This is a genomic window from Kitasatospora sp. NPDC059795, assembly GCF_042732175.1.
In the GTDB taxonomy this organism is placed as follows: Bacteria; Actinomycetota; Actinomycetes; order Streptomycetales; family Streptomycetaceae; genus Kitasatospora.
Genome location: NZ_JBHWID010000009.1, coordinates 204,576 through 228,766 on the forward strand (window position 1 = coordinate 204,576; position 24,191 = coordinate 228,766).

24 protein-coding genes, 1 tRNA gene and 1 riboswitch are annotated in these 24,191 nt (G+C 73.3%); of the genes, 9 read left to right on the plus strand and 16 right to left on the minus strand.

Going from position 1 to position 24,191, the window contains the following annotated elements; all coding sequences use genetic code 11:
- Positions 1 to 27 precede the first annotated feature (27 nt).
- Positions 28 to 1,053, plus strand: a complete 1,026-nt coding sequence (locus ACFV4P_RS20270) for a hypothetical protein (RefSeq protein WP_380472972.1) — start codon at positions 28 to 30, stop codon at positions 1,051 to 1,053.
- On the opposite strand, the gene ACFV4P_RS20275 is transcribed toward ACFV4P_RS20270, so the two are convergent.
- From ACFV4P_RS20275 to ACFV4P_RS20290, 4 genes are all read right to left on the minus strand, one after another.
- Positions 1,028 to 1,789 carry a BTAD domain-containing putative transcriptional regulator gene (locus tag ACFV4P_RS20275; protein WP_380472974.1) on the minus strand — a complete coding sequence of 254 codons (762 nt, stop codon included), beginning with the start codon at positions 1,787 to 1,789 and terminating at the stop codon, positions 1,028 to 1,030. The two genes, ACFV4P_RS20270 and ACFV4P_RS20275, sit on opposite strands and share 26 nt — an antisense overlap.
- A gap of 102 nt (positions 1,790 to 1,891) precedes the next feature.
- On the minus strand, positions 1,892 to 2,494 hold the full coding sequence (locus tag ACFV4P_RS20280; protein WP_380472976.1) for a hypothetical protein: 603 nt from the start codon (positions 2,492 to 2,494) through the stop codon (positions 1,892 to 1,894).
- 44 nt (positions 2,495 to 2,538) lie between these two features.
- Positions 2,539 to 4,047 carry an LCP family protein gene (locus ACFV4P_RS20285; protein WP_380472978.1) on the minus strand — a complete coding sequence of 503 codons (1,509 nt, stop codon included), beginning with the start codon at positions 4,045 to 4,047 and terminating at the stop codon, positions 2,539 to 2,541.
- 144 nt (positions 4,048 to 4,191) lie between these two features.
- Positions 4,192 to 4,419: a hypothetical protein gene (locus tag ACFV4P_RS20290; RefSeq protein WP_073807252.1), complete on the minus strand. Its 228-nt coding sequence runs from the start codon at positions 4,417 to 4,419 to the stop codon at positions 4,192 to 4,194.
- A gap of 161 nt (positions 4,420 to 4,580) precedes the next feature.
- On the opposite strand from ACFV4P_RS20290, the gene ACFV4P_RS20295 reads away from it, so the two are divergent.
- Positions 4,581 to 5,765, plus strand: coding sequence for an ROK family transcriptional regulator (locus ACFV4P_RS20295; protein WP_380472980.1), 1,185 nt, complete (start codon positions 4,581 to 4,583; stop codon positions 5,763 to 5,765).
- Here ACFV4P_RS20295 and ACFV4P_RS20300 read toward each other — a convergent pair.
- The 3 genes from ACFV4P_RS20300 to ACFV4P_RS20310 all read right to left on the minus strand — a co-directional run bounded on the left by ACFV4P_RS20300 (position 5,753) and on the right by ACFV4P_RS20310 (position 8,254).
- Positions 5,753 to 6,994: an RNA polymerase sigma factor gene (locus ACFV4P_RS20300; protein WP_380472982.1), complete on the minus strand. Its 1,242-nt coding sequence runs from the start codon at positions 6,992 to 6,994 to the stop codon at positions 5,753 to 5,755. The two genes, ACFV4P_RS20295 and ACFV4P_RS20300, sit on opposite strands and share 13 nt — an antisense overlap.
- A gap of 5 nt (positions 6,995 to 6,999) precedes the next feature.
- A complete protein-coding gene (locus ACFV4P_RS20305; protein ID WP_073807256.1) occupies positions 7,000 to 7,362 on the minus strand; it encodes a YciI family protein in 363 nt (120 codons plus the stop codon).
- Between the two features lie 88 nt (positions 7,363 to 7,450).
- Positions 7,451 to 8,254: a GNAT family N-acetyltransferase gene (locus ACFV4P_RS20310; protein WP_380472984.1), complete on the minus strand. Its 804-nt coding sequence runs from the start codon at positions 8,252 to 8,254 to the stop codon at positions 7,451 to 7,453.
- 95 nt (positions 8,255 to 8,349) lie between these two features.
- Here ACFV4P_RS20310 and ACFV4P_RS20315 point away from each other — a divergent pair, with 95 nt between their 5' ends.
- From ACFV4P_RS20315 to ACFV4P_RS20330, 4 genes are all read left to right on the plus strand, one after another.
- Positions 8,350 to 8,775 carry a MerR family transcriptional regulator gene (locus ACFV4P_RS20315; RefSeq protein ID WP_380472986.1) on the plus strand — a complete coding sequence of 142 codons (426 nt, stop codon included), beginning with the start codon at positions 8,350 to 8,352 and terminating at the stop codon, positions 8,773 to 8,775.
- On the plus strand, positions 8,772 to 9,095 hold the full coding sequence (gene trxA, locus ACFV4P_RS20320) for a thioredoxin (RefSeq protein ID WP_073807259.1): 324 nt from the start codon (positions 8,772 to 8,774) through the stop codon (positions 9,093 to 9,095). The genes ACFV4P_RS20315 and trxA overlap by 4 nt, the downstream gene beginning before the upstream one ends.
- 70 nt (positions 9,096 to 9,165) lie before the next feature.
- On the plus strand, positions 9,166 to 9,588 hold the full coding sequence (locus tag ACFV4P_RS20325; RefSeq protein WP_073807261.1) for a MarR family winged helix-turn-helix transcriptional regulator: 423 nt from the start codon (positions 9,166 to 9,168) through the stop codon (positions 9,586 to 9,588).
- Between the two features lie 67 nt (positions 9,589 to 9,655).
- Complete coding sequence (locus ACFV4P_RS20330) at positions 9,656 to 10,423, plus strand: MerR family transcriptional regulator (protein ID WP_380472989.1); 768 nt, start codon at positions 9,656 to 9,658, stop codon at positions 10,421 to 10,423.
- 7 nt (positions 10,424 to 10,430) lie between these two features.
- Here the strand turns inward: ACFV4P_RS20330 and ACFV4P_RS20335 are convergent, their stop codons facing one another.
- The 3 genes from ACFV4P_RS20335 to ACFV4P_RS20345 form a co-directional block, all read right to left on the minus strand.
- The gene (locus tag ACFV4P_RS20335) at positions 10,431 to 11,447 is read right to left on the minus strand and encodes a helix-turn-helix domain-containing protein (protein WP_380472991.1); all 1,017 of its coding nucleotides are present in this window, start codon (positions 11,445 to 11,447) and stop codon (positions 10,431 to 10,433) included.
- 295 nt (positions 11,448 to 11,742) lie between these two features.
- Entirely contained in the window at positions 11,743 to 13,209 is a 1,467-nt protein-coding gene (locus ACFV4P_RS20340) for an aminopeptidase P family protein (protein WP_380473177.1), read from the minus strand.
- 166 nt (positions 13,210 to 13,375) lie between these two features.
- The gene (locus ACFV4P_RS20345) at positions 13,376 to 14,746 is read right to left on the minus strand and encodes a PP2C family protein-serine/threonine phosphatase (protein WP_380472993.1); all 1,371 of its coding nucleotides are present in this window, start codon (positions 14,744 to 14,746) and stop codon (positions 13,376 to 13,378) included.
- 354 nt (positions 14,747 to 15,100) lie between these two features.
- Between ACFV4P_RS20345 and ACFV4P_RS20350 the strand changes: the two genes are divergently transcribed.
- Positions 15,101 to 15,745, plus strand: a complete 645-nt coding sequence (locus tag ACFV4P_RS20350; protein ID WP_083646419.1) for a bifunctional DNA primase/polymerase — start codon at positions 15,101 to 15,103, stop codon at positions 15,743 to 15,745.
- 189 nt (positions 15,746 to 15,934) lie between these two features.
- Here ACFV4P_RS20350 and ACFV4P_RS20355 read toward each other — a convergent pair whose 3' ends face one another.
- The 4 genes from ACFV4P_RS20355 to ACFV4P_RS20370 form a co-directional block, all read right to left on the minus strand.
- Entirely contained in the window at positions 15,935 to 16,912 is a 978-nt protein-coding gene (locus ACFV4P_RS20355; RefSeq protein WP_073807265.1) for a DUF5926 family protein, read from the minus strand.
- Between the two features lie 65 nt (positions 16,913 to 16,977).
- Positions 16,978 to 17,505 carry an ATP-binding protein gene (locus tag ACFV4P_RS20360; RefSeq protein WP_380473179.1) on the minus strand — a complete coding sequence of 176 codons (528 nt, stop codon included), beginning with the start codon at positions 17,503 to 17,505 and terminating at the stop codon, positions 16,978 to 16,980.
- A gap of 249 nt (positions 17,506 to 17,754) precedes the next feature.
- A complete protein-coding gene (locus tag ACFV4P_RS20365; protein ID WP_380473181.1) occupies positions 17,755 to 18,561 on the minus strand; it encodes a glycerophosphodiester phosphodiesterase in 807 nt (268 codons plus the stop codon).
- Between the two features lie 159 nt (positions 18,562 to 18,720).
- The gene (locus ACFV4P_RS20370; RefSeq protein WP_380472995.1) at positions 18,721 to 20,079 is read right to left on the minus strand and encodes a purine-cytosine permease family protein; all 1,359 of its coding nucleotides are present in this window, start codon (positions 20,077 to 20,079) and stop codon (positions 18,721 to 18,723) included.
- A riboswitch (TPP riboswitch) is annotated at positions 20,072 to 20,221 on the minus strand. It overlaps the preceding gene by 8 nt.
- A 240-nt stretch (positions 20,222 to 20,461) precedes the next feature.
- Between ACFV4P_RS20370 and ACFV4P_RS20375 the strand changes: the two genes are divergently transcribed.
- Both ACFV4P_RS20375 and ACFV4P_RS20380 read left to right on the plus strand, forming a co-directional pair.
- Complete coding sequence (locus ACFV4P_RS20375) at positions 20,462 to 22,186, plus strand: trypsin-like peptidase domain-containing protein (RefSeq protein ID WP_380472997.1); 1,725 nt, start codon at positions 20,462 to 20,464, stop codon at positions 22,184 to 22,186.
- 62 nt (positions 22,187 to 22,248) lie between these two features.
- Positions 22,249 to 22,337 (plus strand) — tRNA-Ser (locus ACFV4P_RS20380).
- A 149-nt stretch (positions 22,338 to 22,486) separates the two neighbouring features.
- Here the strand turns inward: ACFV4P_RS20380 and ACFV4P_RS20385 are convergent.
- Positions 22,487 to 23,854: a tyrosine-type recombinase/integrase gene (locus tag ACFV4P_RS20385; protein WP_380472999.1), complete on the minus strand. Its 1,368-nt coding sequence runs from the start codon at positions 23,852 to 23,854 to the stop codon at positions 22,487 to 22,489.
- Positions 23,855 to 23,916: 62 nt separating this feature from the next.
- The gene (locus ACFV4P_RS20390) at positions 23,917 to 24,102 is read right to left on the minus strand and encodes a helix-turn-helix transcriptional regulator (protein ID WP_380473001.1); all 186 of its coding nucleotides are present in this window, start codon (positions 24,100 to 24,102) and stop codon (positions 23,917 to 23,919) included.
- Between the last annotated feature and the right edge of the window lie 89 nt (positions 24,103 to 24,191).

Genomic DNA, 24,191 nt, shown 5'->3' on the forward strand with positions numbered 1-24,191 from the left:
CTGCCCCGCTGCCCGAAGGAGCCGGCGATGACCAGTGGTTCCGAGCCGCACCCCGCCGACGCTCTCACGCCGTTCGCGGCCCGTACCGCGAGCACCCTGCGGGCGCTGGTGAACCACGACCCGGCCGCTGTCGGCGCGGGCCCGTTGGCACTGCACGTGGTGGGCTGGGCGTGGAACCTGGACGCCGGTGAGCGGGCTCTGCGGGAGGCGCTGCGCGACGGCCCGGTCGGGGCGGCCGACGCGCACGCGCTGGGCCGGGCCGCGGCGCTGATCGGGGCCGCCGAGGCGGCCACCCGGCTGGCGGCCCGCAGTGCGCACGTGCTGCCCGCCGAGGCGGAGCTCACCCTGCCGGTGGTGTCGGCGCTGGTGCCGGCGCTGGTCGTCGAGGCGACGTCCGCGCTGGCCCGCCCGGCGGCCGTCCGGGCGGCGGGGGCGGAGCGGCTGCGCGGCGCCGTGGTCGCCCAATTCCCTTGGTTGGTCCACGGGTTCGCGTCCGAGGCAGTGGACGGTCCGGGCCTGGCCGAGGCCCTTCGGCTGGGTGCTCCGCTGCCCGTCGCGAACGAGGACGAGGACGCGGACGCGGACAAGGGCGGGTCCGGATCGGAGGCGCGCCCCCGGGGCGGGTGCAGCCCCGTCCAGGCGCTGCCCGGGCTGGTCGACGGTCCGGCGCTGGAGGCTGCCGGGGCGGAGGTGCAGAGCCTGGCGAAGTCCTTGCTGGCGGCGGGCGACGAGCTGCACCGGCGGATGGCCGAGCTGCCGACCGAGCCGGAGGGAAGTCCGACGGGCTGTGAACTGGCCGCCGCCTACGAGACGTTGTACGCCGCGGCGGCCTGCCTCTCGCTCTGGTCGGCCGGCGTGGCGGTCGGGCCGCTGTGGCTGCGCACGGCGCTGCGGGCGCTGCTGGTCCGCCTGCACCGGCTGCTGCTGGAGCCGCCGCCGGTCCTCGACCCTTATCCGGCCGAGGAGTTGCTCGCCGTGGCGTTCGGCGCGGGGGCCCGGCTGCTCACTTTCCGCACCGGCCCGGAGGTCAGTGCGCAGGCCGGTGCGGCATGACGGTCCGCACCTCGCCGTTCAGGATCTCCTGGTACGTCCGGGCCAGCAACTTCCCGGGCTCGACGCCGAGTTCGTCGACGAGCAGGCGTCGCCCGTCCAGGTAGAGCGACATCGCCTCGGCCTGCCGTTCGGAGCGGAACAGCGCCGTCATCAGCAGCGCCCGGAAGCGTTCGCGCATCGGGTGGCGGGCGACCAGGCCGGTCAGTTCGGAGATCAGTCGGCGGTGTCGGCCGGTGATCAGGTCGGCCTCGATGCGGGCCTCCAGGGCCGCGAGTCGGGTTTCCTCCAGGCGCGGGCGCTCGGCGGCGGCCAGGTGGTCCGTCACATCGGCCAGTGCCTCGCCGTTCCAGCACTCCAGGGCGGCCCGCAGGTGTTCGGCGGCCTCCTCGAAGCGCTGTTCGCGCAGCGCCCGGAAGCCCTGGCCGGAGAGGTCGCCGAAGGCGGTGAGGTCGCAGGGCACGTGCGGGGCGAGCATCCGGTAGCCGGACCGGATCCGGACCAGCGGGACGTCCGGGCCGACCCGTCGCCGGATCCGCGAGGCGTAGGTGTGGATCTGCGCGGCGGCCGTGCCGGGCGGGCGGTCGTCCCAGAGCATCCGCCCGAGGTGCTCGTCCGACACCGCCCGGCCCTCGGCCAGGACCAGTGCGGCGAACATCGTCCGCTGCTTGGTGCCGCTGAGTGTGTCCTCCCGGCCGTCGGCCAGCAGGTGGACCGGACCGAGAATCCGGAACTCCATGGCGTCGCCCTCCCCGTGCCCGGGGCGGCCCGCGCTTCGGGGCCGCCTGCCCGACCGACGATAGAAGGGCACGTCATCACCCCGATATCGACCCGATATCGCTCAGTCGGCGGGGCGCAGTCCGGCCAGCAGGAAGGGCACCAGGCCGCGGTGCAGCAGGGCGGTGCGCCAGGCGGTGCGGGCGTCGGACAGCTCCTCGGCGCGGCGCGGGTCCTCGGGGGGCACGGCGCGTTGGCGGGCGGCGCTGAACAGCAGGCCGAGCAGGCCGATCACGGCGCTGGCGACGGCGGCGGCGACGGTGCTCCAGGCGACGGTGCGCAGCACGTCGGCGGAGGCGGCGTGCGGGCCGGACAGGCCGATGAGGGCGGCGAGCAGGAAGAACACGGCGGCGGCGCTGCCGGTGACGATCGGCACCACCAGCGCGAGCGCGCCGAACCAGCCGGAGAGCCGTTCGCCGGGCTCGGGGGCGGCGCCGGGCGCGTCGGGCGCGGCCTCGCGGAGCCGACGGTACGTCAGGTACTCGGGTTCGGCGGCGGCCAGGATCTCCGCGGTGCGCTGCCGGGCGAGGGCCCGCAGCCGGGCGTCCTGGGCGCGGTCGCCGGCCAGTGCGGCGCGCACGGCGGGGTCGGCGAGGGCCCGGCCGAGGGCGTACTCGAAGTCGGCGCGGTCCTGCTGGGTGGGGCCGTGTCCGGAGAGCGGGTCCATCGCTGCTGTCCCCTGTGGTGGTCGGGTGCCGGTCGGCCGCGGTGTCAGCCGAAGGTGAGGTCGGAGCAGGCGTCGTCGTCGGCGGAGCGGGCCTGGCTGACGCTGGTGGGCAGCGGGCCGGTGGGCAGCGGCGGGGCGGCGGTGGTGCCGCCGCCGGCCGCGTAGTCCGAGCCGAGGGTGACGGAGAGGCCGGCGTGGGTGCCGGGTTGCAGGGAGGCGCCGGGGAACAGTTCGGCGACCTTCTCGGCCTGGGCCTTCTCGCCGGGCCCGTACTCGACGAGGGTGGTGGTGTGGGTGCGGGAGGCGGCGTTGGCCCGGCCGGTGACGGTGAAGCCGGAGCCCTCCAGTGCCTCGGCGGCCTTGGTGCTGAGCCCGGTGGTGGAGGTGCCGTTGTAGACGGCGACCCGGATGCCGGCCCCGTCGACCTTGGTCGGCGCGGCGGTCGGGCCGGGGCTGGGGCTGTCGGCGGGCGAGGGGCCGGCGGAGGCGTCCTGCCCGTCGAGGGTGCGGTCGGCCTTGAGCGCCGCCCACAGCTGGTCGGCGTCGGGGTGCACCAGGGCGACCCGTTCGCCCTGGTAACGCCAGGGCACGGTGAGGAACTTGATGTCGTGCAGGTCGATGTCCTTGAGGGACATCGCGAAGTCGACGAGTTTCTGCGCCGAGCCGAGGCCTTCGTCGACGGTGAGCGACTTGGTGACGGCGTCGGCCAGCGGCAGCAGTGCGACGGGGTTCATGCCCTCGGACTTGACCTGCTTGATCAGCGAGGAGAGGAAGGCCTGTTGGCGCTTGGTGCGGCCGATGTCGGAGCCGTCTCCGAGGCCGTGCCGGATCCGGACGTAGTCGAGGGCGGCCTGGCCGGAGATCTTCTGGTGGCCCTGGTTGAACAGGAGCTTGCCGCGGTGGCCGAGGTTGGGGTCGAGGTCGCCCTCGTAGACGGCCTTGGGCAGGCAGACGTCGACGCCGCCGACGGCGCTGGTCATGTCCGCGAAGCCCTGGAAGTTGATCACCATGGTGTGGTCGATGCGCAGCCCGGTGAGCTTCTCCACGGTGTTCTGGGTGCAGGCGGGGTTGCCCTGTTCGGTGTCGCCGACCGAGAAGGCGCTGTTGAACATGGCGCTGGCCTGCGCTTTGGTCCAGTTCTTGTTCGGCAGCAGGCAGGACGGGACGGCCACCAGGGAGTCGCGCGGGATGGAGACGCCGACGGCGTGCTTGTGGTCGGCGTAGACGTGCAGCAGGATCGCGGTGTCCGAGCGGGCGCCGCCTTCCTGGCCGCCGCCGAGGTCCTTGTTGCTGCCGGAGCGGGAGTCGGAGCCGATCAGCAGCAGGTTGATCGGGACGCGTCCCTGGGCGTCGGCGCTGGCGGCGTCGGGGCGGTCCTTGGCGATGCCGGCGCTGTCGAAGGTGCTCAGGTTGCCGTTGAGCCGGTAGTAGACCAGGCCGCCGGCGGTGACGGCGAGTGCGGCGACGCCCGCGGTGGTCCACAGCGCGATCCGGCGGACCTTGCGGCCGCGCCCGGATCCGGTGGAGCGGGCCCCCGCCCTGCGTGCAGACATGACGCACCCTTCGCCGTCGGGGTCGGCGGGATGCCGGCCCGAACTTCTACAGTGCTGTAGAGGTTCAGCGAAGCATACAAATGCGCCCGGGTGAAGTCACACCGGGCGCGGAGTTCGTGCCGGGGCGGTGCCCCGGGCGGGGGATCAGTGCGTGTGCAGCAGGGCGAGGTGGACGACGGTGGCCCGGGCGAGGTCCAGGGCGGCGCCGCGGCGGTGGCGGCGGGCGTCGACGGACTCGGCGCGTTCGATGGCGGTGCGCCGGGCGTCGTCCTCGGCGGGGGCGTCCACGATGAACAGCTGGCTGCCGGCGCGGAGTTCGTTGGCGTGCGGGATCTCGACGCACCAGCGGTGGCGGCTCCGGGCGATGTCCATGGGCCTTCCTCTCCCGGCGTGCGAGATGCTGCTCTCCTGGGTGACCGGGAGCTGTCTTCGACGATAGGTATAGGCCAATTCCTCCGTCAAGAGGACAAGTCTCCAATCAAATAATCCGTTCAACGGTGTATTTCCGGTCGCTGTCCGCTACCGTTCCGCGCATGACCGCCCCCGCCCACCCGGCACCCTCGGCCCGCCGCCTGCGCACCCGTGCCGCCCTGCTCGCCGTCCTCGGCGAACACGGCACCCTCAGCCGCGCCGAGATCAGCCGGCTCACCGGGCTCTCCCGGTCCGCCGTCAGCAGCGCCGTCACCGACCTGATCGGCGAGGGCCTGGCCGACGAGACCACCGCCGTCGCCACCGCGGGACGCGGCCGCCGCGCCGCCGCCGTCACCCTGCGCCGGGCCCACGCCCTGGTCCTCGCCCTCGACTTCGGGCACACCCACGTCACCGCCGCCGTCGCCGACACCACCGGCGCGGTGCTCGGCGAGGCCACCGCCGGCCTCGACGTGGACAACCACCCCCGTGAGGTCCTGGACGCCGCCCGCGCCCTCGCCGACCGGGCGCTCGCCGACGCCGGCCACACCCTGGACGCGATCACCGCCGTCGCCGCCGGCATCCCCGGCGCCCTCGACACCCGCACCAACGTGGTCCGCGCCCCCTCCACCCTCTCCCAGTGGATCGGCATGGACCCGGCCGCCGAACTCGGCCGGCTCTTCGGCCGCCCCGTCACCGTCGGCAACGACGCCGAGATGGGCGCCCGCGGCGAACGCGCCCACAGCGGCGGTCGCGTCGTCAACGACCTGATCTACGTCAAGGCCTCCACCGGCATCGGCGCGGGCCTGCTGCTCGACGGCCGGATCTACCGCGGCGCGAGCGGCATCTCCGGCGAGATCGGCCACATCCAGCTCCCCGACACCGGCACCTGGTGCCGCTGCGGCAACCGCGGCTGCCTGGAGTCCGTCGCGTCCATCGTCGAGGTCCGCCGCCGCCTCGCCCACGTCCTCGCCCCCGGAGCCCGCCCCGGGGAGGCCGTCGACCTGCCGCCGCTCGGCGAGCTCGCCGACACCCCCGCCGCCGCCCGCGTCATCGGCGAGGCCGGCCGCACCATCGGCCGCGTCCTCGCCGACCTGGTCAACTGCCTGAACCCCGCCGCCATCGTGATCGGCGGCGAACTCGGCCTGGCCGGACCGCCGTTGATCAACGGCATCCGCGAGTCCGTGGACCGCCACGCGCAGCCCGCCGTCGCCGAGGCCGTCGAGATCCGGGCCAGCCGACTCGGCCTGCGCTCGGAGCTGTACGGAGCGATCGACGCCGCGATCGCCATCGCCGCTCAACCGGGCTGACGGGCGCGCTCGGCGAGGAAACGGCGCTCCGGCAGGCTCGGCGCCAGCGCGGACGCCCGGCGGAACGCCTCTGTCGCGGCCTCCGTCGCGCCGGTGCGGGCCAGCAGCTCGGCCCGCACCGCCAGGAAGCGGTGGTGGCGGCCCAACACCCCTTCCAGCGCGTCGAGTTCCTTCAGCGCGAGCTCCGCGCCGTGCACCTCCGCCAGCGCCACCAGCCGGCCCAGCTCCGGCATCGGACCGGGCGCCACCCGCACCAGCAGGTCGTACAGCGCCAGGATCTGCGGCCAGTCGGTGGCCGCCACGTCCGGCGCCTCGTCGTGCAGCGCCGCGATCGCCGCCTGCAACTGGTACGGCCCCACCCGGCCGTGCGGCAGCGCCCGCTCCACCAGCGCCACGCCCTCGGCGATCGCCGCCGCGTCCCAGCGCGTCCGGTCCTGCTCGGCCAGCGGCACCAGCTCGCCGCCCGGGCCGGTGCGGGACGGCCGCCGGGCGTCGGTGAGCAGCATCAGCGCCAGCAGGCCCATCACCTCGGCGTCCGCGGGCAGCAGCCGGTGCAGCAGCCGGGTCAGCCGGATCGCCTCGTCGGACAGCCGGGGGATCGTCAGGTCCTCGCCGGAGGTGGCCGTGTAGCCCTCGTTGAACACCAGGTACAGCACCTGCAGCACCTCGCGCAGCCGCTCCGCCGTCTCGCCCGGCTCCGGCAGGACGAACCGCAGCCCCGAGCCGCGGATGGTCTGCTTGGCCCGGCTGATCCGCTGCGCCATCGTCGCCTCCGGCACCAGGAACGCCGCCGCGATCTGCACGGTGCTCAGGCCGCCGACCGCGCGCAGGGTCAGCGCGATCCGGCTGGGCGCGGTCAGCGCCGGGTGGCAGCACAGGAACAGCAGCGCCAGCGAGTCGTCCCGGTCCGCGGCGGGGTCGGCGTCGGCGGCCCGGCCGAGCAGCTCCGACTGCGGCGTGGCCAGGAACACCCGCTCCTCGCGTTCGCGCCGGGCCCGGTCGGCGCGCACCAGGTCCACCAGCCGGCGGGCGGCCACCGTGACCAGCCAGCCGCGCGGGTTCTCCGGCCGGCCCTGCTGCGGCCACTGCGTGGCGGCCGCGAGCAGCGCCTCCTGCACCGCGTCCTCGCAGCTGTCGAACGCGCCGGGGTGGCGGTGCAGCAGCACCGCCAGGACCTGCGGTGCGAGGGCGCGCAGCAGGTCCTGGTCGGTGGCCGTACGGTCGTCCACGCGGCTCAGCTGTCCATCGGCGTCTCGTGCAGGATCGGCCACAGCTCCACCGGCTCCCGGTCCGCCCACGGCATGTCGGCGGCGATCTCCAGCGCCCGCTGCTCGCTCTCGCAGTCCAGCAGGTAGAAGCTCGCCATGTACTCCTTGGTCTCCAGGTAGGGGCCGTCGCTGACCGCGGGCAGCCCCTCCTGGCGGCGCACCAGCCGGCTGGCGGCCGCGTCGCCGAGGCCGTACGCGCCGATCAGCTCGCCGGTCTCCCGGTAGCGGGCGTTGAACGCGTCCTGCTGGGCGATCGCCTCCGGCCACTCCTCGGCGGAGACGGACGCCCACTTCTCCTGGTTGCCGTAGGTCATCAGCAGGTACTTCACGGGGACCACGTCCTTCGTGCTCGTCGGGTGCTGTCGTCCGGTGGTCGGAGCGGGGAGCGGCTCCTCTACACGCCTGCGGGGAAATCTTTCAGGACGCGGGCGGGGTCCACACGTAGGGCGTGGTGGTGGTGACGGCGTGCATGCCGAGGCGGCCCAGGATCGGGGTGCTGTCGGGCGAGGCGTCCACCTGGAGGTAGCGGATGCCGTGTTCCAGGGCCCAGCGGGCGCGGTACGCGACCAGCGAGCGGTAGATGCCGCGCCCGCGCCAGGCGGCGAGGGTGGATCCGCCCCACAGGCCGCCGAACTCGGTGCCGGGGGCGCGGGTCAGCCAGGCGGCGGAGACCACCTCGGGGGCGGGGGCGTCGGTCTCGGCGACGACCACCAGGAAGCCGTCGGGGTCGGCGGCGGCGTTCTCGGTCAGGTCGCCGACCAGGAAGGACCAGTCCTCGCCCCACACCTCGCTCTGCAGGGTGGCGATCCGCCGCATGTCGGTGCGGGCGGTGACCCGGCGCAGCGTGATGCCCTCGGGCGCGGGGGTCGGGGTGGCGAGTTCGGCGGCCAGGCCGATCAGGACGGTCTCCGGCGCCTCGGCGACGAACCCGGCCGCGGTCAGCCGCTGCGGCAGGTCGGCGGGCAGGTCGTGGCCGCGGGTCTTCCATTCGACGGCTTCGCCGCGGGCGGCGAAGAAGTCGCGCTGCCGGGCGATCAGTTCGTCGAGTTCCTCGCCGCGCAGGCCGAGGTCGGCGGTGGGCGAGGTGACGAAGCCGCGGAAGCCGCCGGACTTGCGCAGCAGCGGGCCGTCGGCCTGTTGGATCTCGCCGTCGCGGGCGGGGCCGAGGCCGCGCAGGTGCTCGTCGTAGGCCGCGAGCAGGGCCGTGGTCAGGTCGGTCATCAGGCGAGGGTAGAGGATCTTGGTACGTGCTTTCCGGCCAATTCTTCCGACCGGTGGTGGCGTTGACGCCGAGGTGAAGGTCTAGCGTCGTGGCCATGCGGATCGGCGAGCTGGCAGAGCGGGCGGGCACCACCACCAGGGCGCTGCGGTACTACGAGTCGCGGGGGCTGCTGCCCGCGCGGCGCGGCGGCAACGGGTACCGGGCGTACGACGAGGACGACCTGCGACTGCTGCGGCAGATCCGGGTGCTGCAGGACTTCGGCTTCGAGCTGGAGGAGACCCGCCCGTTCGTGGAGTGCCTGCGGGCCGGGCACCCGGCCGGCGACTCCTGCCCGGCCTCGCTGGAGGTGTACCGGGCGAAGTTGGCCGAACTGGACGCCATGGTGGCCCGGTTGAGCGAGGTCCGGGAGCAGGTGGCGGCCCAGCTGGTGCAGGCCGAGGCGGCCCGCGACGCGCTGGCCGCGGTGGACCAGGAACCGCGCTGCGAACTCGCGCGCGGACAACGGGAGGAGACCCGATGAGCAGTGTGCAGACCGTGACCGACCAGGACTTCGCGAGCGAGGTGCTGGCCGCCGAGGGCCCGGTGCTGGTGGAGTTCACCGCCGACTGGTGCCCGCCGTGCCGCCAGCTGGCCCCGGTGCTGGCCGAGGTGGCCGAGGAGCAGGCGGGCAGGCTGAAGATCGTCGCCCTGGACGTGGACCGGAACCCGGAGACCCAGGCCGCGTACGGCGTCCTGTCGATGCCGACGCTGATGGTCTTCCGTTCCGGCGAGCCGATCCGCTCGATGGTCGGCGCCCGCGCCAAGGCCCGCCTGCTGCGCGAGCTGGACGATCTGCTGTAGCCGCGCAGGTCGCCGTGCGGGTGAGGGCCTACCGTGGGTCGCAACACCGCACGACGAAGGAGTCACCGCCATGCCCGACCGCGACGCCGCGCTGGAGACCATTCAGCGCGAGCTCACCGCGTTCGCCCGCCGGGCCCGCCACAAGGCAGCCCAGCTGCACCCCGAGCTGTCGCTGGTCACGTACAGCATGCTCGACCTGGTCAAGGAACGCGGCTCCTGCCGGGCGGCGGACCTGGCGGCGCACTTCATGCTCGACAAGTCCACCGTCAGCCGCCAGGTCGGCTCGCTGGAGCGGCTCGGGCTGCTGGGCCGGCAGGCCGACCCGGACGACCAGCGCGGGCAGCTGCTGCACCTGACGGACGCCGGCGAGCACCTGCTGGCGGAGGCGTACGAGCAGCGGCGGCGGGCCTTCACCGACCGCTTCACCTCCTGGGGCGACGAGGACCTCGACCGGTTCGCCGGCTACCTGGTCCGCTACGGCGAGACCGAGTAGCGGATCGGCCTTGACCCTCACGCGACGTGAGGCCGGAGGCTGGTGCGCAGCGGGAGGGAGGGACGCGATGAGCGGGTACACGGTCGGGCAGCTCGCCCGGCTCGCCGGAGTGACGGTGCGCACCCTGCACCACTACGACGAGATCGGGCTGCTGTCGCCCGGCGGCCGCACCCCGGCCGGCTACCGGCGTTACGCCGAGGCCGAGTTGGACCGGTTGCAGCAGATCCTGTTCTATCGCGAACTCGGCTTCCCGCTGGAGGAGATCGCGGCGATCCTGGACGACCGCTCGGTCGGTCCGACCGAGCACCTGCGCCGGCAGCGCGAGCTGATCGGCGACCGGATCCGGAAGTTGGAGGACCTCGCCGCGGCGGTCGAACGAGCGATGGAGGCAAGGACGTTGGGCATTCAGCTGACCCCGGAGGAGAAGTTCGAGGTGTTCGGCAAGGACTACCAGGAGAACTGGGAGGACGAGGCCGAGCAGCGCTGGGGCGACACCGACGCCTGGAAGCAGTCCCAGCAGAAGACCTCGAAGTACACCAAGGCGGACTGGGAGCGGATCAAGCAGGAGGCGGACGCCGTCAACGAGGCGCTGGTGGCGGCGTTCACGGCCGGCGAGGCCCCCGACAGCCCGGCGGCGACGGACGCCGCCGAGCAGCACCGGGCGCACATCGGCCTGCACTTCTACGAGTGCGCCCCGCAGATGCACCGCTGCCTCGGCGACATGTACGTCGCCGACGAGCGGTTCACCGCCACCTACGAGCAGCTCGCCCCGGGCCTCGCCGGGTGGCTGCGGGACGCGATCCACGCCAACGCGGACCGGCTGGAGCAGTCCTGACGGTGCGTCAGGCGGCCGGTCCGAAGGTGCGCCGGTAGGCGGTCGGCGAGGTGCGCATGGTGCGGCCGAAGTGGTGGCGGAAGGTCGCCGCCGACTCGAAGCCCACCGCCGCGGCGATCTCCTCGACGCTGCCTTCCGGCGACTCCAGCAGCGGCAGGCTGGCCGCGATCCGCTGGATCGCCACCCACCGCATCGGGCTGACCCCGTTGCGGGCGGTGAAGTGCCGCAGGTACGAGCGGTCGGACATGCCGGCGGCGCGGGCCAGCAGCGGCACGGTCAGCGGCCGGGCGAGCTGGTCGAGCGCCCAGCGCATCGACCGGGCCACCCCGTCCTCGGGTTCGTCCACCGGCCGTACCGTCGTCTCGACGTACTGCGCCTGCCCGCCGTCGCGGTGCGGCGGGGCGACGAAGCGGCGGGCGACGGTGTTGGCGACCTTGGCGCCGTGGTCCTGCCGGACCAGGTGGAGGCACAGGTCGATGCCGGCGGCGCTGCCGGCGCTGGTCAGCACCTGGCCGTTGTCCACGTACAGCACGTCCGGGTCGACCTGGACGTCCGGGTGGCGGCGGCGCAGTTCCTCGGCCCACCGCCAGTGCGTGGTGGCGGGCAGGCCGTCGAGCAGGCCGGCGGCGGCCAGCGCGAAGGCGCCGGAGCAGATCGACACCACCCGGGCGCCGCGGGCGTGCGCGGTGCGCAGCGCGGCGACCACGGCGGGCGGGACCTCGCCGTACGGGTCGGGCACCCCGACGACGACGGCGGTGTCCGCGGCGGCGAGTTCCTCCAGGCCGTGCCGGGGGGTGAGGGTGAAGCCGCCGACCGCCTCCAGCGGGTGGCCGGGCCGTTCCGCGCACACCCGGACGTCGTACCAGGGGGCGGCCAGCAGTCCGGCGAGTTCGGGGCGGGCGAGGGCGAACACCTCGACCACCACGCCGAGTTCGAACGGGGCCATGCCCGCGAAGGCGTACACGGCGACGGTGTGCACGGGCGCCGGGCGCTTTCCGATGGTGACGGGGACGGGCTCGGCCATGTGGTGCTCCAGGTGCGGCCGGTGGGGGGTTCGCGGCGAGTGTAGCGGCCTGTGCCGGAAAACCTTTGGAACTGAGCCGGGACCGCCCGCGAGGATGGGGGAGTCAACTCGCGGGGCGGCGGCGGCGCCTTCCGCGGACCTCACCACACCCCTTTCCCGGAGAGCACCATGTTCACGTCCGGCCATGCCCGTTTCGAGAAGATTGTCGTCGTCGCGGCCTCCGGCTGGGGCCGGCGGCACTGAGCGCACCGAAGCCCCCGCCGGTGGACCGGACGGGGGCTTCGGTGATGCTGGGTCAGCCGTTCAGCGAGGCCATCCAGGCCTCGACCTCGTCGGCCTGCCGGGGCAGGGCGGCCGAGAGGTTCTCGTTGCCGTCGGCGGTGACCAGGATGTCGTCCTCGATCCGGACGCCGATGCCGCGGTACTCCTCGGGGACGGTCAGGTCGTCGGCCTGGAAGTACAGGCCGGGCTCGACGGTCAGCACCACGCCGGGCTCCAGCACCGCGTCCACGTACTCCTCGCGGCGGGCGTGCGCGCAGTCGTGGACGTCCAGGCCGAGCATGTGGCCGGTGCCGTGCAGGGTCCAGCGGCGCTGCAGGTCGAGCTCCAGGACCTTCTCCACGTCGTAGACCGAGGAGTCGATCAGGCCCCACTCCAGCAGGCGCTCGGCGAGCACCCGCTGCGCGGCGTTGTGGAAGTCGCGGAACTTCCCGCCGGGCTTGACCGCGGCGATGCCCGCCTCCTGGGCGTCGTACACCGCGTCGTAGATCTTGCGCTGCAGCGGCGTGAAGGCGCCGTTGATCGGCAGGGTGCGGGTGACGTCGGCGGTGTAGAGGGTGTGGGTCTCCACGCCGGCGTCCAGCAGCAGCAGTTCGCCGGGGCGGACGTCGCCGTCGTTGCGCACCCAGTGCAGGGTGGTGGCGTGCGGGCCGGCGGCGGCGATGGTGCCGTAGCCGACGTCGTTGCCCTCGACCCGGGCGCGGCGCCAGAAGGTGCCCTCGATCCAGCGCTCGGAGGTGGCGACGGCCTGGCCGAGCTCGCGCACCACGTCGGTGAAGCCGTTGACGGTGGCGTTGCAGGCGGCGCGCATCTCGCCGATCTCCCACGCGTCCTTGACCAGGCGCAGCGTGGACAGGAACACCTTCAGCTCGTCGTCCTTGTCGGCGTCGAGCTGCTCGGCGAGGGCGGCCTCCAGGCCGGCGTCGTAGCCGCGCACCAGGCGGGTCGGGACGGTGGCGGCGGCGAGCTCCTCGGCGGCCTTGCGGACGTCGCGGGTCGGCAGGCCGTACAGCTGGGAGGACTCGGTGAGGGAGTTGCGGCGGCCGACCCACAGCTCGCCCTGGCCGCTGAGCCAGAACTCGCCGTTCTCGCGGTCGGAGCGCGGCAGCAGGTAGAGCGCGAACTCGTGGCCGCCCTCGACGGGCTCGCCGACCAGGATCGCGTCCTCGGTCTGGTTGCCGGTCAGGTGCACGTACTCGCTGGCGGCGCGGAACGCGTACTCGGTGTCGTTGGAGCGGGTGCGCAGGTTGCCCGCGGGAACGATCAGCCGCTCGCCGGGGAAGGCGGCGGACAGCTTGGCGCGGCGCTCGGCCGCGTACGGGGCCTGGGCGACGGGCTGCAGGCCGTGCAGCTCGGTGTCGGCCCAGCCGGAGCGCATGGACGCGGCGAGTTCTTCGGAGATCTCGCCGTGCAGGCCGTTCTTGCGGCTCTTGATCGGCTCGTCCTCCTCGCCGTCGGCGGTCCCTTCGGGGTTCTCGGACACCGCCGGGCTGTGGTCCTCGGTCACTACGTCGCCTCCTTGCGCGTGGTACCGCCCTGTACTCCCCGGGTCGCGGGGCGCGTGGGCGGACGTCGCACCCATGGTACGTAGGGCCGTTCGAGTGAAGAAAGCCCCTTCGAGCAGCGACAGGCCTTACTTGAAGCGGTCCTTACTCGAAGCGGGCGGCCAGCAGCACCAGGTCGTCCTCGCCCGGGCCTTCGCCGCCGGCCTCGGCCAGCAGGTGGTCGCAGAGCCGCTCCGGGTCCAGCCGGACGTCCCGGGGGGCGTCGGCGGCGACCCGGCGCAGCGCGCTCTGCCCGGCGTGCAGGTTGGCCCCGAAGCGGCGGGCCAGGCCCTCGGTGTACAGCACCAGCACGTCGCCGCGCTCCGCGGTGAGCTCCACGCCGGGGGCCTCCCAGCAGCTGAGCATGCCGAGCGGCGCGGACAGCGAGGTCTCCACGAAGTTCGCGCCGTACCGGGTGAGCAGCACCGGCGGGCAGTTCGCCGCGCCGGCCAGCGCGATCCGGCGTTCGGCCGGGTCGACGGTGGCGTACACGGCGGTGGCGGAGCGGGTCGGCTCGGTGGTCTTCAGCAGCAGTTCGAGGTCGCCGAGCACGGAGACCGGGTCCTCGCCCTCCAGCACCGCGTAGGCGCGCAGCGCGGCCCGCACCCGGCCCATCGCGGCGGCCGCGCAGGCGCCCGCGCCCGGTCCGGCGCCGGGGCCGCCGCCGAGCACGCTGCCCACGGTCAGCGCCAGGGTGTCGTCGGGCAGCGGGACGGCGTCGTACCAGTCGCTGCCCGCGGAGTGTTCGAGGGCGGCGGGCACGCAGCGGGCGGCGATCCGCAGGCCGGGCCGGACGGGCAGGTGGTCGGGCAGCAGCGAGCGGCGCAGGGCGGCGGTGGCGCGCACCGCCCGGTCGGCCTCCAGCTGGCGGGCCAGCAGCGGTGCGGCGAACTCGCAGTAGCGGTGCACCAGGTGCTCGCGGCGCTCGTCGGGGCGGCCCGGCTCGTCGTAGAACCAGACGGCGGCGCCGAGCGCGCCCTCGCGTTCGGTGGCCAGCGGCAGCGCGTAGCAGGCGCCGAGGCCGAGCTGGGCGGCGATCTCGCGGAACCGGGGGCCGACCGTCGGGTCGGTGGCCAGGTCGGAGATCAGCAGCCGGTCGGTGGCGCCGGGCATGCTGAGCAGGTCGGCGAACGGACCGTGCTCGGCGGGGATGGTCTCCAGCGAGCCGAGCGTCGCCGGGTCCAGGCCGAGGCCGACCGGGCGGGCCAGGGTGCGGGCCGGGCCGGGCCGCAGGGTGACCACCAGGCCGCGGCGGGCGCCGAGCAGCGCCGCGCCGGAGTCCAGCAGCGCGTCGAGGGTGCCGGACAGCCCGTCGGCCCGGGCCAGCAGCTCCAGGTGCTCCTGGAGGCTGGTGAAATCGGACAGCCATCCGGCCAAACGGTCCTGCAGGTCCGCCGAGGGCACCTCGCCGAGATCCGGCAGCAGCACCGGGTCGGACCTCAGGGCCTCGGCCGCCAGCGGCTGGACGTCGGTCATGTCACAACTCCCCACAATCCGGAACGTGTCACGCAGGACCCCCGAGACCGACCGAAAACGATGTCTTTACTCACTACTCGGCACGATTCCCCCACTTGTACACAGGCCGATCGGGGCATGTCCAGGAGTGCGGCGGGCAGAACGTGCCAGGGATCGTACGGCGAGGCCCCGCAGGTGCCACCCGAGGCGCCGGGCACTCACTCGTACGGTGGAACCGGTGTCGGCCTGCCCGCGTCCATCCGGACGTATGGGGGATTCTCGTTCCAGTGGCACAGCGTGGGCCCGTCCGACGCGCACACGCACCGCCCGCACCCCCCGGCCCAGGCCGACCGACGCGGAGAGGAACGAGCCGCCATGCGCCGACACCGCCGAGAGCAGCTGACCGAGCGGGTGGGCCAGTGGTGGCCGGGCCGCCGCGGCCGGACCTTGGCCCTGACCGCCGCGTTGCAGGCCGCCGTCGGCTGCGGCTGGCCGGTGGTGCCCGGGGCGCGGGCGCTGCGCGGATCGGCCTGCTCGTGCCCGGACCGGCTCTGCCCGACGCCCGGCGCGCACCCGTCCGATCCGCCGCTGGAGGCGGCCACCACCGATCCGCGGATGGTCCGCCACTGGTGGGAGCAGCGGGCGCCGGGCGCGCCGGTGGTGGCGGCGACCGGCCGGTCGCTGTGCGCGGTGAGCTTGCCCCGCCCGGCCGGCCCGTGGCTGCTGCGGCACCTGGAGGAGATCGGCGTCCCGTACGGTCCGGTGCTCGGCACGCCGGGCCGGTTCGTGCTGCTGACCGCGCCGTACACGCTGCCGGAGCTCGGCGCGCTGCTGTCCGAACGGCCTTGGGTGCCGGGCGTGTTGCGCTACCACGGGCCGGGCGGCTACCTGGTGCTGCCGCCCTCGCGGACGGGCGCCGGGCCGGTGCGCTGGGTGCGCGGCCCGGGGCCGGGTCGGCCCTGGCTGCCCGAGGTCGGCACCCTGCTGGGCGGGCTGATCACCGCCAGCGCGGTCTGCTGACTGATCGTCAGGGTTCTTGCGCCGCAGGTCCGGAGACAAAAAAGGCCCGACCGCTGGCGACGGGGGATGCACCAGCGGTCGGACTGTTCAAACAGTAACAAAGATCCGGCTCCGCGCCAATTTGTCCACGCCGAAAGGTCCTTGACACTTTCGACGGCCGGACGGGAATGTGACGCCGGTCACCTTCTCCTAGTTGAGGGTGATCTGACGGTTCACCAGGTTGGCGCGGGAGCGGCGCTCCTCGGCGGTCAGCGGCGCGGGCGCGGCCAGCACCTCGGCCAGCTTCGCGGCGAACTCCACGGCGGGCTTCTCCACCTCGGCGGCGGTCATCTCCACCGGCAGGTCCCACACCGGCACGGTCAGGCCGTGCGCGCGGAACGAGCCCACCAACTTGGTGCCCTCGCCGAGCGAGCTCTCGCCGGCGGCGGTCAGCCGGGCCAGCGCGTCGAGCAGCTGCTCCTCCGGGACGGTCATCACCCAGCGCAGGTGGTTCTTGTCCGGGGTGCCGCACCAGTACGCGGAGTCCACGCCGGTGAGCTTCTCGGTCGGGATGGCCGAGGCGTTGGCCCGCTCCAGCGAGGCCGCGACCTCGCCGGTCGCCGACTCGGCGTCCTCCAGCCAGAATTCGAAGCCGGTGTGCACGGCGGGCGTGAACTCGGCCGTGGTGTCCAGCAGTTCCTGCAGACGGCGGGCGCCCGGGTCGGTCCGGCGGGCCGGCACCGGGGTGCCCGGCTCGGTGGCCAGCGCCAGCTCCAGCGCGTCCGCCAGGTCACGGCTCAGGTCGCCCGAGGACGACTGGGTCTGCAGGCCCAGCAGGATCGAGCCGTCCGCCCGGCGCAGCGCCGGCCAGGCCAGCGGCAGCACCGTCGCCAGCGTCACCGACGGGACGTCGCCGACGGCCTCCTCGGCCACTCCGGCGGCCAGCGTCAGCGGCACGGTGGCGGCCGGCACCAGCTCGCGCAGCGCCACCCAGTCCGCCTCGCCCGGCAGGCCCTCGAACGGCCGGTGCACCAGCTCCTGGACCGCGTGCGCCGCGGTACGGCCGTGGCAGGCCTTGTACCGGCGGCCCGAGCCGCACGGGCACGCCTCGCGCGCTCCGACGACCGGGATCTCGCCCTCGACGACGGTGGACTGGCTGGGCTGCTTCTTCGCGGCCTTCTTGGCCATGGTGCGGCTCTCCCGGGGACGTCGGACTTTGCACCGGGCAGCCTACTTCGCCCGCGGCCCCCCGTTCAGGCGCTGCGCCGCTGGCCGCCGCCCACCACCTGCTCGAACGCGGGCAGCTCCGCCCACACCGTCACCTGACCGGGCGCGTGCCGCACCCCCCAGTCCTTCGCCAGCTTGCCGACGATGCTCAGCCCCCGGCCGCCGTGCGCCGACACCGACGGGCTGGCCGGCACCGGCCGGGTGGTCGCCCCGCCGTCCGTCACCTCCAGGGTCAGCAGACCGTCCCCGCGCATCCGCCAACTCACCAGCACCGTACCGATCTCCGCGTCCTCATCGGGGCGCGGGCGGCGGCCGGCGGAACTGTCGGCCGCGGCGGGATCATCGGCCGGCAGCGGTCTGGCATGACGACAGGAATTGCTGAGCAGTTCGGAGAGGATCAACACCGCGTCGTCAATCACCGCATCCGGTATCGAGCGATCACCGAGATCGCTGCGCAGCCTCCGCCGCGCGGTCGAGACACTGGCCGGACCGTGCGGAACTGCCATGGCCGATGAGGTCGACCCGGCCTGAACTGGCACAGCGCGCGCCACCATCAACGCCACCCCCGGACCTCCTTCAGCTTCTGCCGAGGGATGGATGCCCGCCGTTAATGCCTCGGAAACGGGCGTTCGACGATCCGATCGCGGTATTAACGAGATCCGCACGGCAGATGGGCAAAAGGTGAGGTGCGTCTCACCTTCTGTCGCGTCCGGCGGGTTGTCCGAAAGGCCAACGGGAAATACCCCGTTCGGTATTTCCCGTCATGTCAATGGGCGCACGTGCGGAGTCCCGGCGGCTGCGCCTCAGCGGCCCAACTGGGCCAGGACGTCGGCCGGTCGGTTGGTGATCAGCGCCTCCACGCCCAGTTCCAGGCAGAGTTCGACGTCCTCGGGGCGGTCCACCGTCCACACGTGCACCCGGTGGCCGGCCCGGCGCAGCGCCCGGATCCGGTCCGGGTCGCGGCGCACCAGCGAGATGCCCGGGCCGGCGATCGACGCGCCGCCCGGCAGCGCCTCGATCCGGCCCAGTATCGGCACCGGGCGCTCCCACAGGTACACCAGGGGCAGCGTCGGGGCGGCCTTGCGGACCCGGTGCAGGGCCAGCTCCGAGAAGCTCATCACCCGCACCGTCGACTCCTCCGGCGTGGCCGGCAGCAGGCCGAACCGGTCCAGCATCCGCAGCAGTTCGGACTCCACCCGGCCCGCGTACCGGACCGGGTGCTTGGTCTCGATGGCCAGCTCGACCCGGCGCCCGGAGTCCGCGACCAGCTCCAGCAGGCGCTCCAGGGTCAGCACCGAGCTGCGCTGCGGTCGCTCCGGGTGCTTCCAGGAGCCGAAGTCCAGCTCGGACAGCTGGGCCAGCGTCATCGTCGACACCACGCCCTGCCCGTTCGAGGTGCGGCGCACCGTGCGGTCGTGGACGCACACCAACTGCCCGTCGGCGGTGACCCGGACGTCGCACTCCAGCCCGTCCGCGCCCTCCTCCAGCGCCCGTCGGTACGCCTCCTCGGTGTGCTCCGGGAGGGCCGCGGAGGACCCGCGGTGGGCGATCACCTTGACTGCCGAGCGGTCGATCGGCTCGGGGAGCGGAGCCGAGCTGCTGTGCTGGATGTTCACGTCAACCACCCTACGCGGCACCGGACGGCGGGTTGCTTCCGGCACGGCAACGCCCCGGTGAACAGCTCCGGGTTGACGCCGGGTCAGGCCCGTGGCGCTCGGGTCGGGCCCGGCAGTGCTGGGGCCGGGCCCGGCGGTGCTGCACGGCGCGGGTCAGGCCCGGCGGCGTTCCACGGTCGCCACCGCGCCGGTCGCCAGCGCCGCCACCAGGAACGAGAGCAGCGAGGCCGAGCTCCACGCCTGCGGAGTGAAGTGCACCGCCTCCTGGGCCTTCGCCCACAGGTCGGTCCACCAGCCGGCCACCGCGGTCGGCGCCAGGAACTGGTAGACCGCGAAGCCCAGCGCCCACGGCAGCAGCATCACCCAGCGGGCGGGGGCGTCCTGGGTCAGGTTCCAGCCGCGGCGGCCCGCGCCGAGGAAGTAGTCCACCGCGAGCACCGCGAACAGCGGCACGAACACCGACCCGATCAGGCCGAGGAACGCGTAGTACGACTCGGTGAACTCCTTGATCTGCAGCGCCAGCACCGTCACCAGCACGCCGATGCCGCCGGTCAGCACCCGCCGGTCCACCTTCGGCCACAGGTTGTGGATCGACATCGCGGTCGAGTACACGTTCGCGAACGACTGGTCGGACTCGCGCAGCACCAGCACCAGCAGGAACGCCCAGCCCGCGGCCACGCCGGTGAACGAGCCGAGGATCTTGTCCGGGTCGCCGCCGGACTGCAGCAGCGCCACCACGCCCAGTACGTAGCACCACACCTGGGCGACCGTGTAGCCGGAGAACGTCCCCCAGAACGCGCTCGCCGAGGTGCGCGCGTGCCGGGTGTAGTCGGCGGCCAGCGGGACGAACGAGATCGACACCGCGATCACCGCGTCCGTCGCCGACAGGAAGCCGTCCCAGTTGCCCGCGCCCGGGTCCGGGAAGCCCTGCCGGGCGAACTGCACCGTGAAGTAGACCATCGCCACGCCGACCGCGACGGCCACGTACTTGCGCAGCACCGCGATCGCGCCCAGCGGCCAGATCGTCAGCACCGTCGTCAGCACGCCCGCCAGCAGCACGAACAGCCAGCGCCAGCCCTCGGTGCCGGCCACCGTCTGGGCGCCCCAGGCGATCACCGTCAGCTCGTACACGCCCCAGCCGACGCACTGCAGGATGTTCAGCACCGTCGGGACGTACGACAGCCTGGTGCCGAACAGGCCGCGCAGCACCGCCATCGCCGGGGCGCCCGTGCGCGCGCCCACCAGCGCCGCCACCGCGAGCATCGCGGTGCCGATCGCGGTGCCCGCGACGATCGCCGTCACCGCCGCGGTGAAGCCGAGTTCGTGGCCCTGCTTGCCCAGCACCGTCGCGGCGCTGGTGAAGCCGATCAGGCTCACCCCGAGGTTCGCCCACAGCGCGAACAGCGCCCGGAAGTCCAGGGTGCGCGGCGGCGCCGTGTCGAGGGTCAGCGGGGCCTCGGCCCGCGCGGCCGTCTCAAGATCGGAAATTGGGGCAGACGGAACAGCCGTCATGGCCGATACTCCCTACGCCGGCATTACCCGGACAGGTTCCGGCGGTCTGCGCCCCCTCGACCCGGGCGGCGTCCCCGCCATGCCCTACGGTCGTTCCGGCGCACTCTCAGCCTGGCTGGTCCAAGCTCCCGCGACTCTCTTCGGTTTACAGGAGCGACAGGCTAGCCTCCGAGTTGGGGAACGCCAAGGCCGGGGGGAACGGCGTCCGCATCGCGGGACCACTGATGTCCATGTCAGCGAGGCCTAAGGCTTCTCATGATTTCTTCAGGGGCCCGCTTACGGTGTCCGAATCCGGCATAGGAAAAACTGTGCCCCGAGGCTGTGGCCGCGCCGACCGCGCGACGACCACCGCCCAAGGTTCTGTCAGCGATGGAGGTCGTCCGTGAGCACCGAGCACGCGAGTGGTACCACCCCGCCGGAGAAGGCCCCCGAAGGCCCCGGCACCGAGGCGGCCGCCGCCACCTCCGGGACGCCCGCGTCCGCTCCCGCCTACCTCGACGCGCCGCCGCCGGTGCTGCCGGCGGCCCCGGCTGCCCCGGCTCCGGCTTCGGTCGCTCCGGCTCCGGTGGCTCCGCCGGTGAGCGACGGGACCATGCAGTTGGGGAAGGTCCCGGCGCCGCCGGCCGCGGCCCCGGTTCCGGCGGACCAGCCGACGCCGTTCCAGAACCCGTACGGCAGCGTCGCCGCTCCCGCCCCGGTTCCTGCGGACACCCCGCCGCCGTTCCAGAACCCGTACGGCAACGTCGCCGAGCAGGCCTCGCCCTACGCGCCGACCGCCACCGTCCCGACCGTGCCGCCGCTCGCCCAGAACGGGCCGCCCGCGCCGGGCGTCCCCGGCGACGCCTCGCAGCACCCGTTCGGGGCCGGTCACCCGGTCGGCGGCTGGGGCCACCCGTCCGGCGGACCGGGCGGTGTCGGCGGGCCGGGTGAACCGGGCTCGCCGTGGGGCGGCCCGCAGTCCGCCCCGGGCGGCGGCTCCGGCAAGGGCAAGCGCGGCGGGCTGGTCGCGCTGGTCGCGGCGGTCGCCCTGGTGGCCGGCCTGGTCGGCGGCGCGATCGGCGGGTCCGTCTCCGGCAAGGACTCCGACCGCAGCGCCGGCGCCAGCCGCAACAGCACCACCGTCGCCGTCGGCAACACCCACCAGAACCTCGACCGGGCGCCCGAGTCGGTCGCCGGGATCGCCGCCAAGGCGCTGCCGTCCACCGTCACCATCAAGGCCTCGGGCTCCAGCGAGTCCGGCACCGGCACCGGATTCGTCTTCGACACCGAGGGCCACATCCTGACCAACAACCACGTGGTCGCGCCGGCCGCCAAGGGCGGCAAGCTCAGCGTCAAGTTCTCCGACGGCTCGTCCTACAGCGCCTCCGTGGTCGGCCACGCCGACGGCTACGACGTCGCGGTCATCCGCCTCGACAACCCGCCCAAGGACAAGCTCGTCCCGCTGCCGCTCGGCGACTCCGACAAGGTCGCCATCGGCGACGCGACCATCGCCATCGGCGCGCCCTACGGCCTCGAAGGCACCGTCACCACCGGCATCATCTCCGCCAAGGACCGCCCGGTCGCCTCCGGCGACGAGACCGGCGCCCAGGCCTCGTACATGAACGCCCTGCAGACCGACGCCTCCATCAACCCCGGCAACTCCGGCGGCCCGCTGCTCGACGGCTCCGGCTCGGTCATCGGCATCAACTCGGCGATCCAGTCCAACACCAGCGGCTCCGGCCGGGCCGGCTCCATCGGCCTCGGCTTCGCCATCCCGATCAACCAGGCCAAGTGGGTCGCCCAGACCCTGATCAAGGACGGCACCCCGGTCTACGCGATCCTCGGCGTCCTCCGCAACGACGACTACCGCGGCGACGGCGCCCAGATCGCCACCGCCCCCGTCCGCGACACCCCCGCCGTCACCCCCGGCGGCCCCGCCGACCAGGCCGGCCTCAAGGCCGGCGACGTCATCACCAAGCTCGGCGGCATCTCCATCGACAGCGGCCCCACCCTCGTCAGCGAGATCTGGACCCACAAGCCCGGCGAAAAGGTCGAGGTCGAATACACCCGCGACGGCAAGGCCGCCAAGACCACCGTCACCCTCGGCGAACGCAAGGGCGACAACTGACCCACCCCACCAACACGGTGTGCACCGACCCCGCCCCGACCCGTTAGGCTGGCCTCCGCCAAGGAGGGTTGCCCGAGCGGCCTAAGGGACCAGTCTTGAAAACTGTCGTGGCCTCGCGCCACCGTGGGTTCAAATCCCACACCCTCCGCCATGGTGGATGAACCACCAGCTCAGAGCGGGTGCCGACTTCGGACGGCACCCGCTCTTTCGTCATCCTGTCTCATCCCGTGCACCCTGTGTCCCGGTCCGGTCCAGCGTGTGTGGAACATCGGTGGAACGTTTTCGGGCTCTGCGGAGGGGCTATTCGGCCAGGCCGTCGCCGTTCAGGAAGCGCTCGATCAGGGCGTTGGAGTGGTCCTCGCGATCGTTGATGACCTTCGCGTAGAACCGGAGCAGGACGGCGATGCTGTGCCCGGCTCGGCGGGCGACTTCGGCCTTGTCGACGCCGGCCGTCAGCCATCCTGAGACGGCGGTGTGCCTTGCCGAGTAGGGGACGTCCGCAAACGGGCTGGCGATCTGTTCGGGTGTCAGAGCGAGCTTGCGGCACGCCTTCCAGACCTCGGCGGTCTCCTTGGTGAGGACCACGCCACCCTCGGCCGCGCGAAACAGGCGGCCATCCGATGCCACCCCGAACTCTGCGATGTGCTCCCGCAACAGCCGGACGAGGACGGGCGGAATCGGCACCGGGCGGGTGGTGCTGCGGGCCCGCCGCTTCAGCCCCCGCTTCTCGTGTGACTGGCCGTCATCGGTCCACCGGGAGCCGACCCTCGGCGAGCTACCTGCCAGGAGCAGTTGACCCCATCCCGACTTCGGGAGAGTGCAGTCGGCCTCCCGCAGATGGTTGAGCTCGGCCGGCCGCGTGGCGGCGTAGAGCATGCATCCGTAGAAGGCTCGCAAGTGGCGGCCCCGCACCGAAACCTGTGCTGCGGCTTCGACCAGCGCGCGGCCGACCTGTGGGTTCGGCACCCATCGGAAGTCGATCTCGTCGTCCGTCTCCGGCGGCGTCCAGTCGATGAACTGGAGCGGGTTGGCTGGCAGCTTGCGCCGCTCAACGGCGTAGTTCAGCGCGTTGTTGAACACCATCCGCTTTCGGGTGGTCGTGTTGTCCGCCGCAGTTTTGCCGTTCAGGAGGCGCGAGAGGGCATCCAAGGCACGGCGGATGGTGTCGGAGTCTTCCAACTGGCCGATCTGGACGGACTTCCGGGCGAGCCAGGCCAGGGCTTCCGCAACTTCCCCGGGCTGTTCCGGAAGATGCTCCGAGAAGTTGAACGCCCAGCAGGACAGCGCGGTTCGAAGCAGCCGCTTGTCGGGAGCGCCTCGATGGTCTGTCACGAGCGCCGGCGTGATGGTGGCGAGCGCGTCTGCCCGAGCGGCCCGACTCTTCGCGGACGAGCCCTTCCACTTCACCTCCGCGAACTTCACAGCGTGCTCGAACCAGGTTCCCTCGGTGTGCTTCCGCAACTCGGAGGCGGGCAGACCCGAATCGGTGTCGAATTGCTCGCCCCGCTTGATCGCGGTCATCAATTCGGAGCGGCGCCCGTCCGCGAGCGTCTTCGTCGCGAAGGTCCGAGAGTGCGGCTTCTCGCCCACCCGCCACCTGAGCTGGTGCGGCTTTCGCCCGCGGCCGAGGTCGCGGAGCTTGTAGATCTGTACGTCAAACGTCAGCATGTGCGCTCCGGTACAAGAGAAAGGGCCCTGACGAAAGGTCAGGGCCCTGGGCGTTCGAGGTGCTACGCGGCGTCCTGCTGGTTGTCCCACCACGCGTCGAGTGCGGCTCGGCTGATGCGGAGCTGCCCGTTTGGGAGCTTCTTCATCGCGGGGGCCTGGCCGCGGGCACGCAGGCGGTAGAACGCGGCACGCGACATGCGGATCTCGACGAGCAGCTCGGGGAGCGTGAGCAGTTCCTGCTTGGCCATGGCGAAGTCTCCTGCTGCGGGTGCGGGTGGTGGTTGCTGTGCGTCACGGCCCCGGCGTGCGGACGGGGATTGGGGCCGGAAAGTGTCAG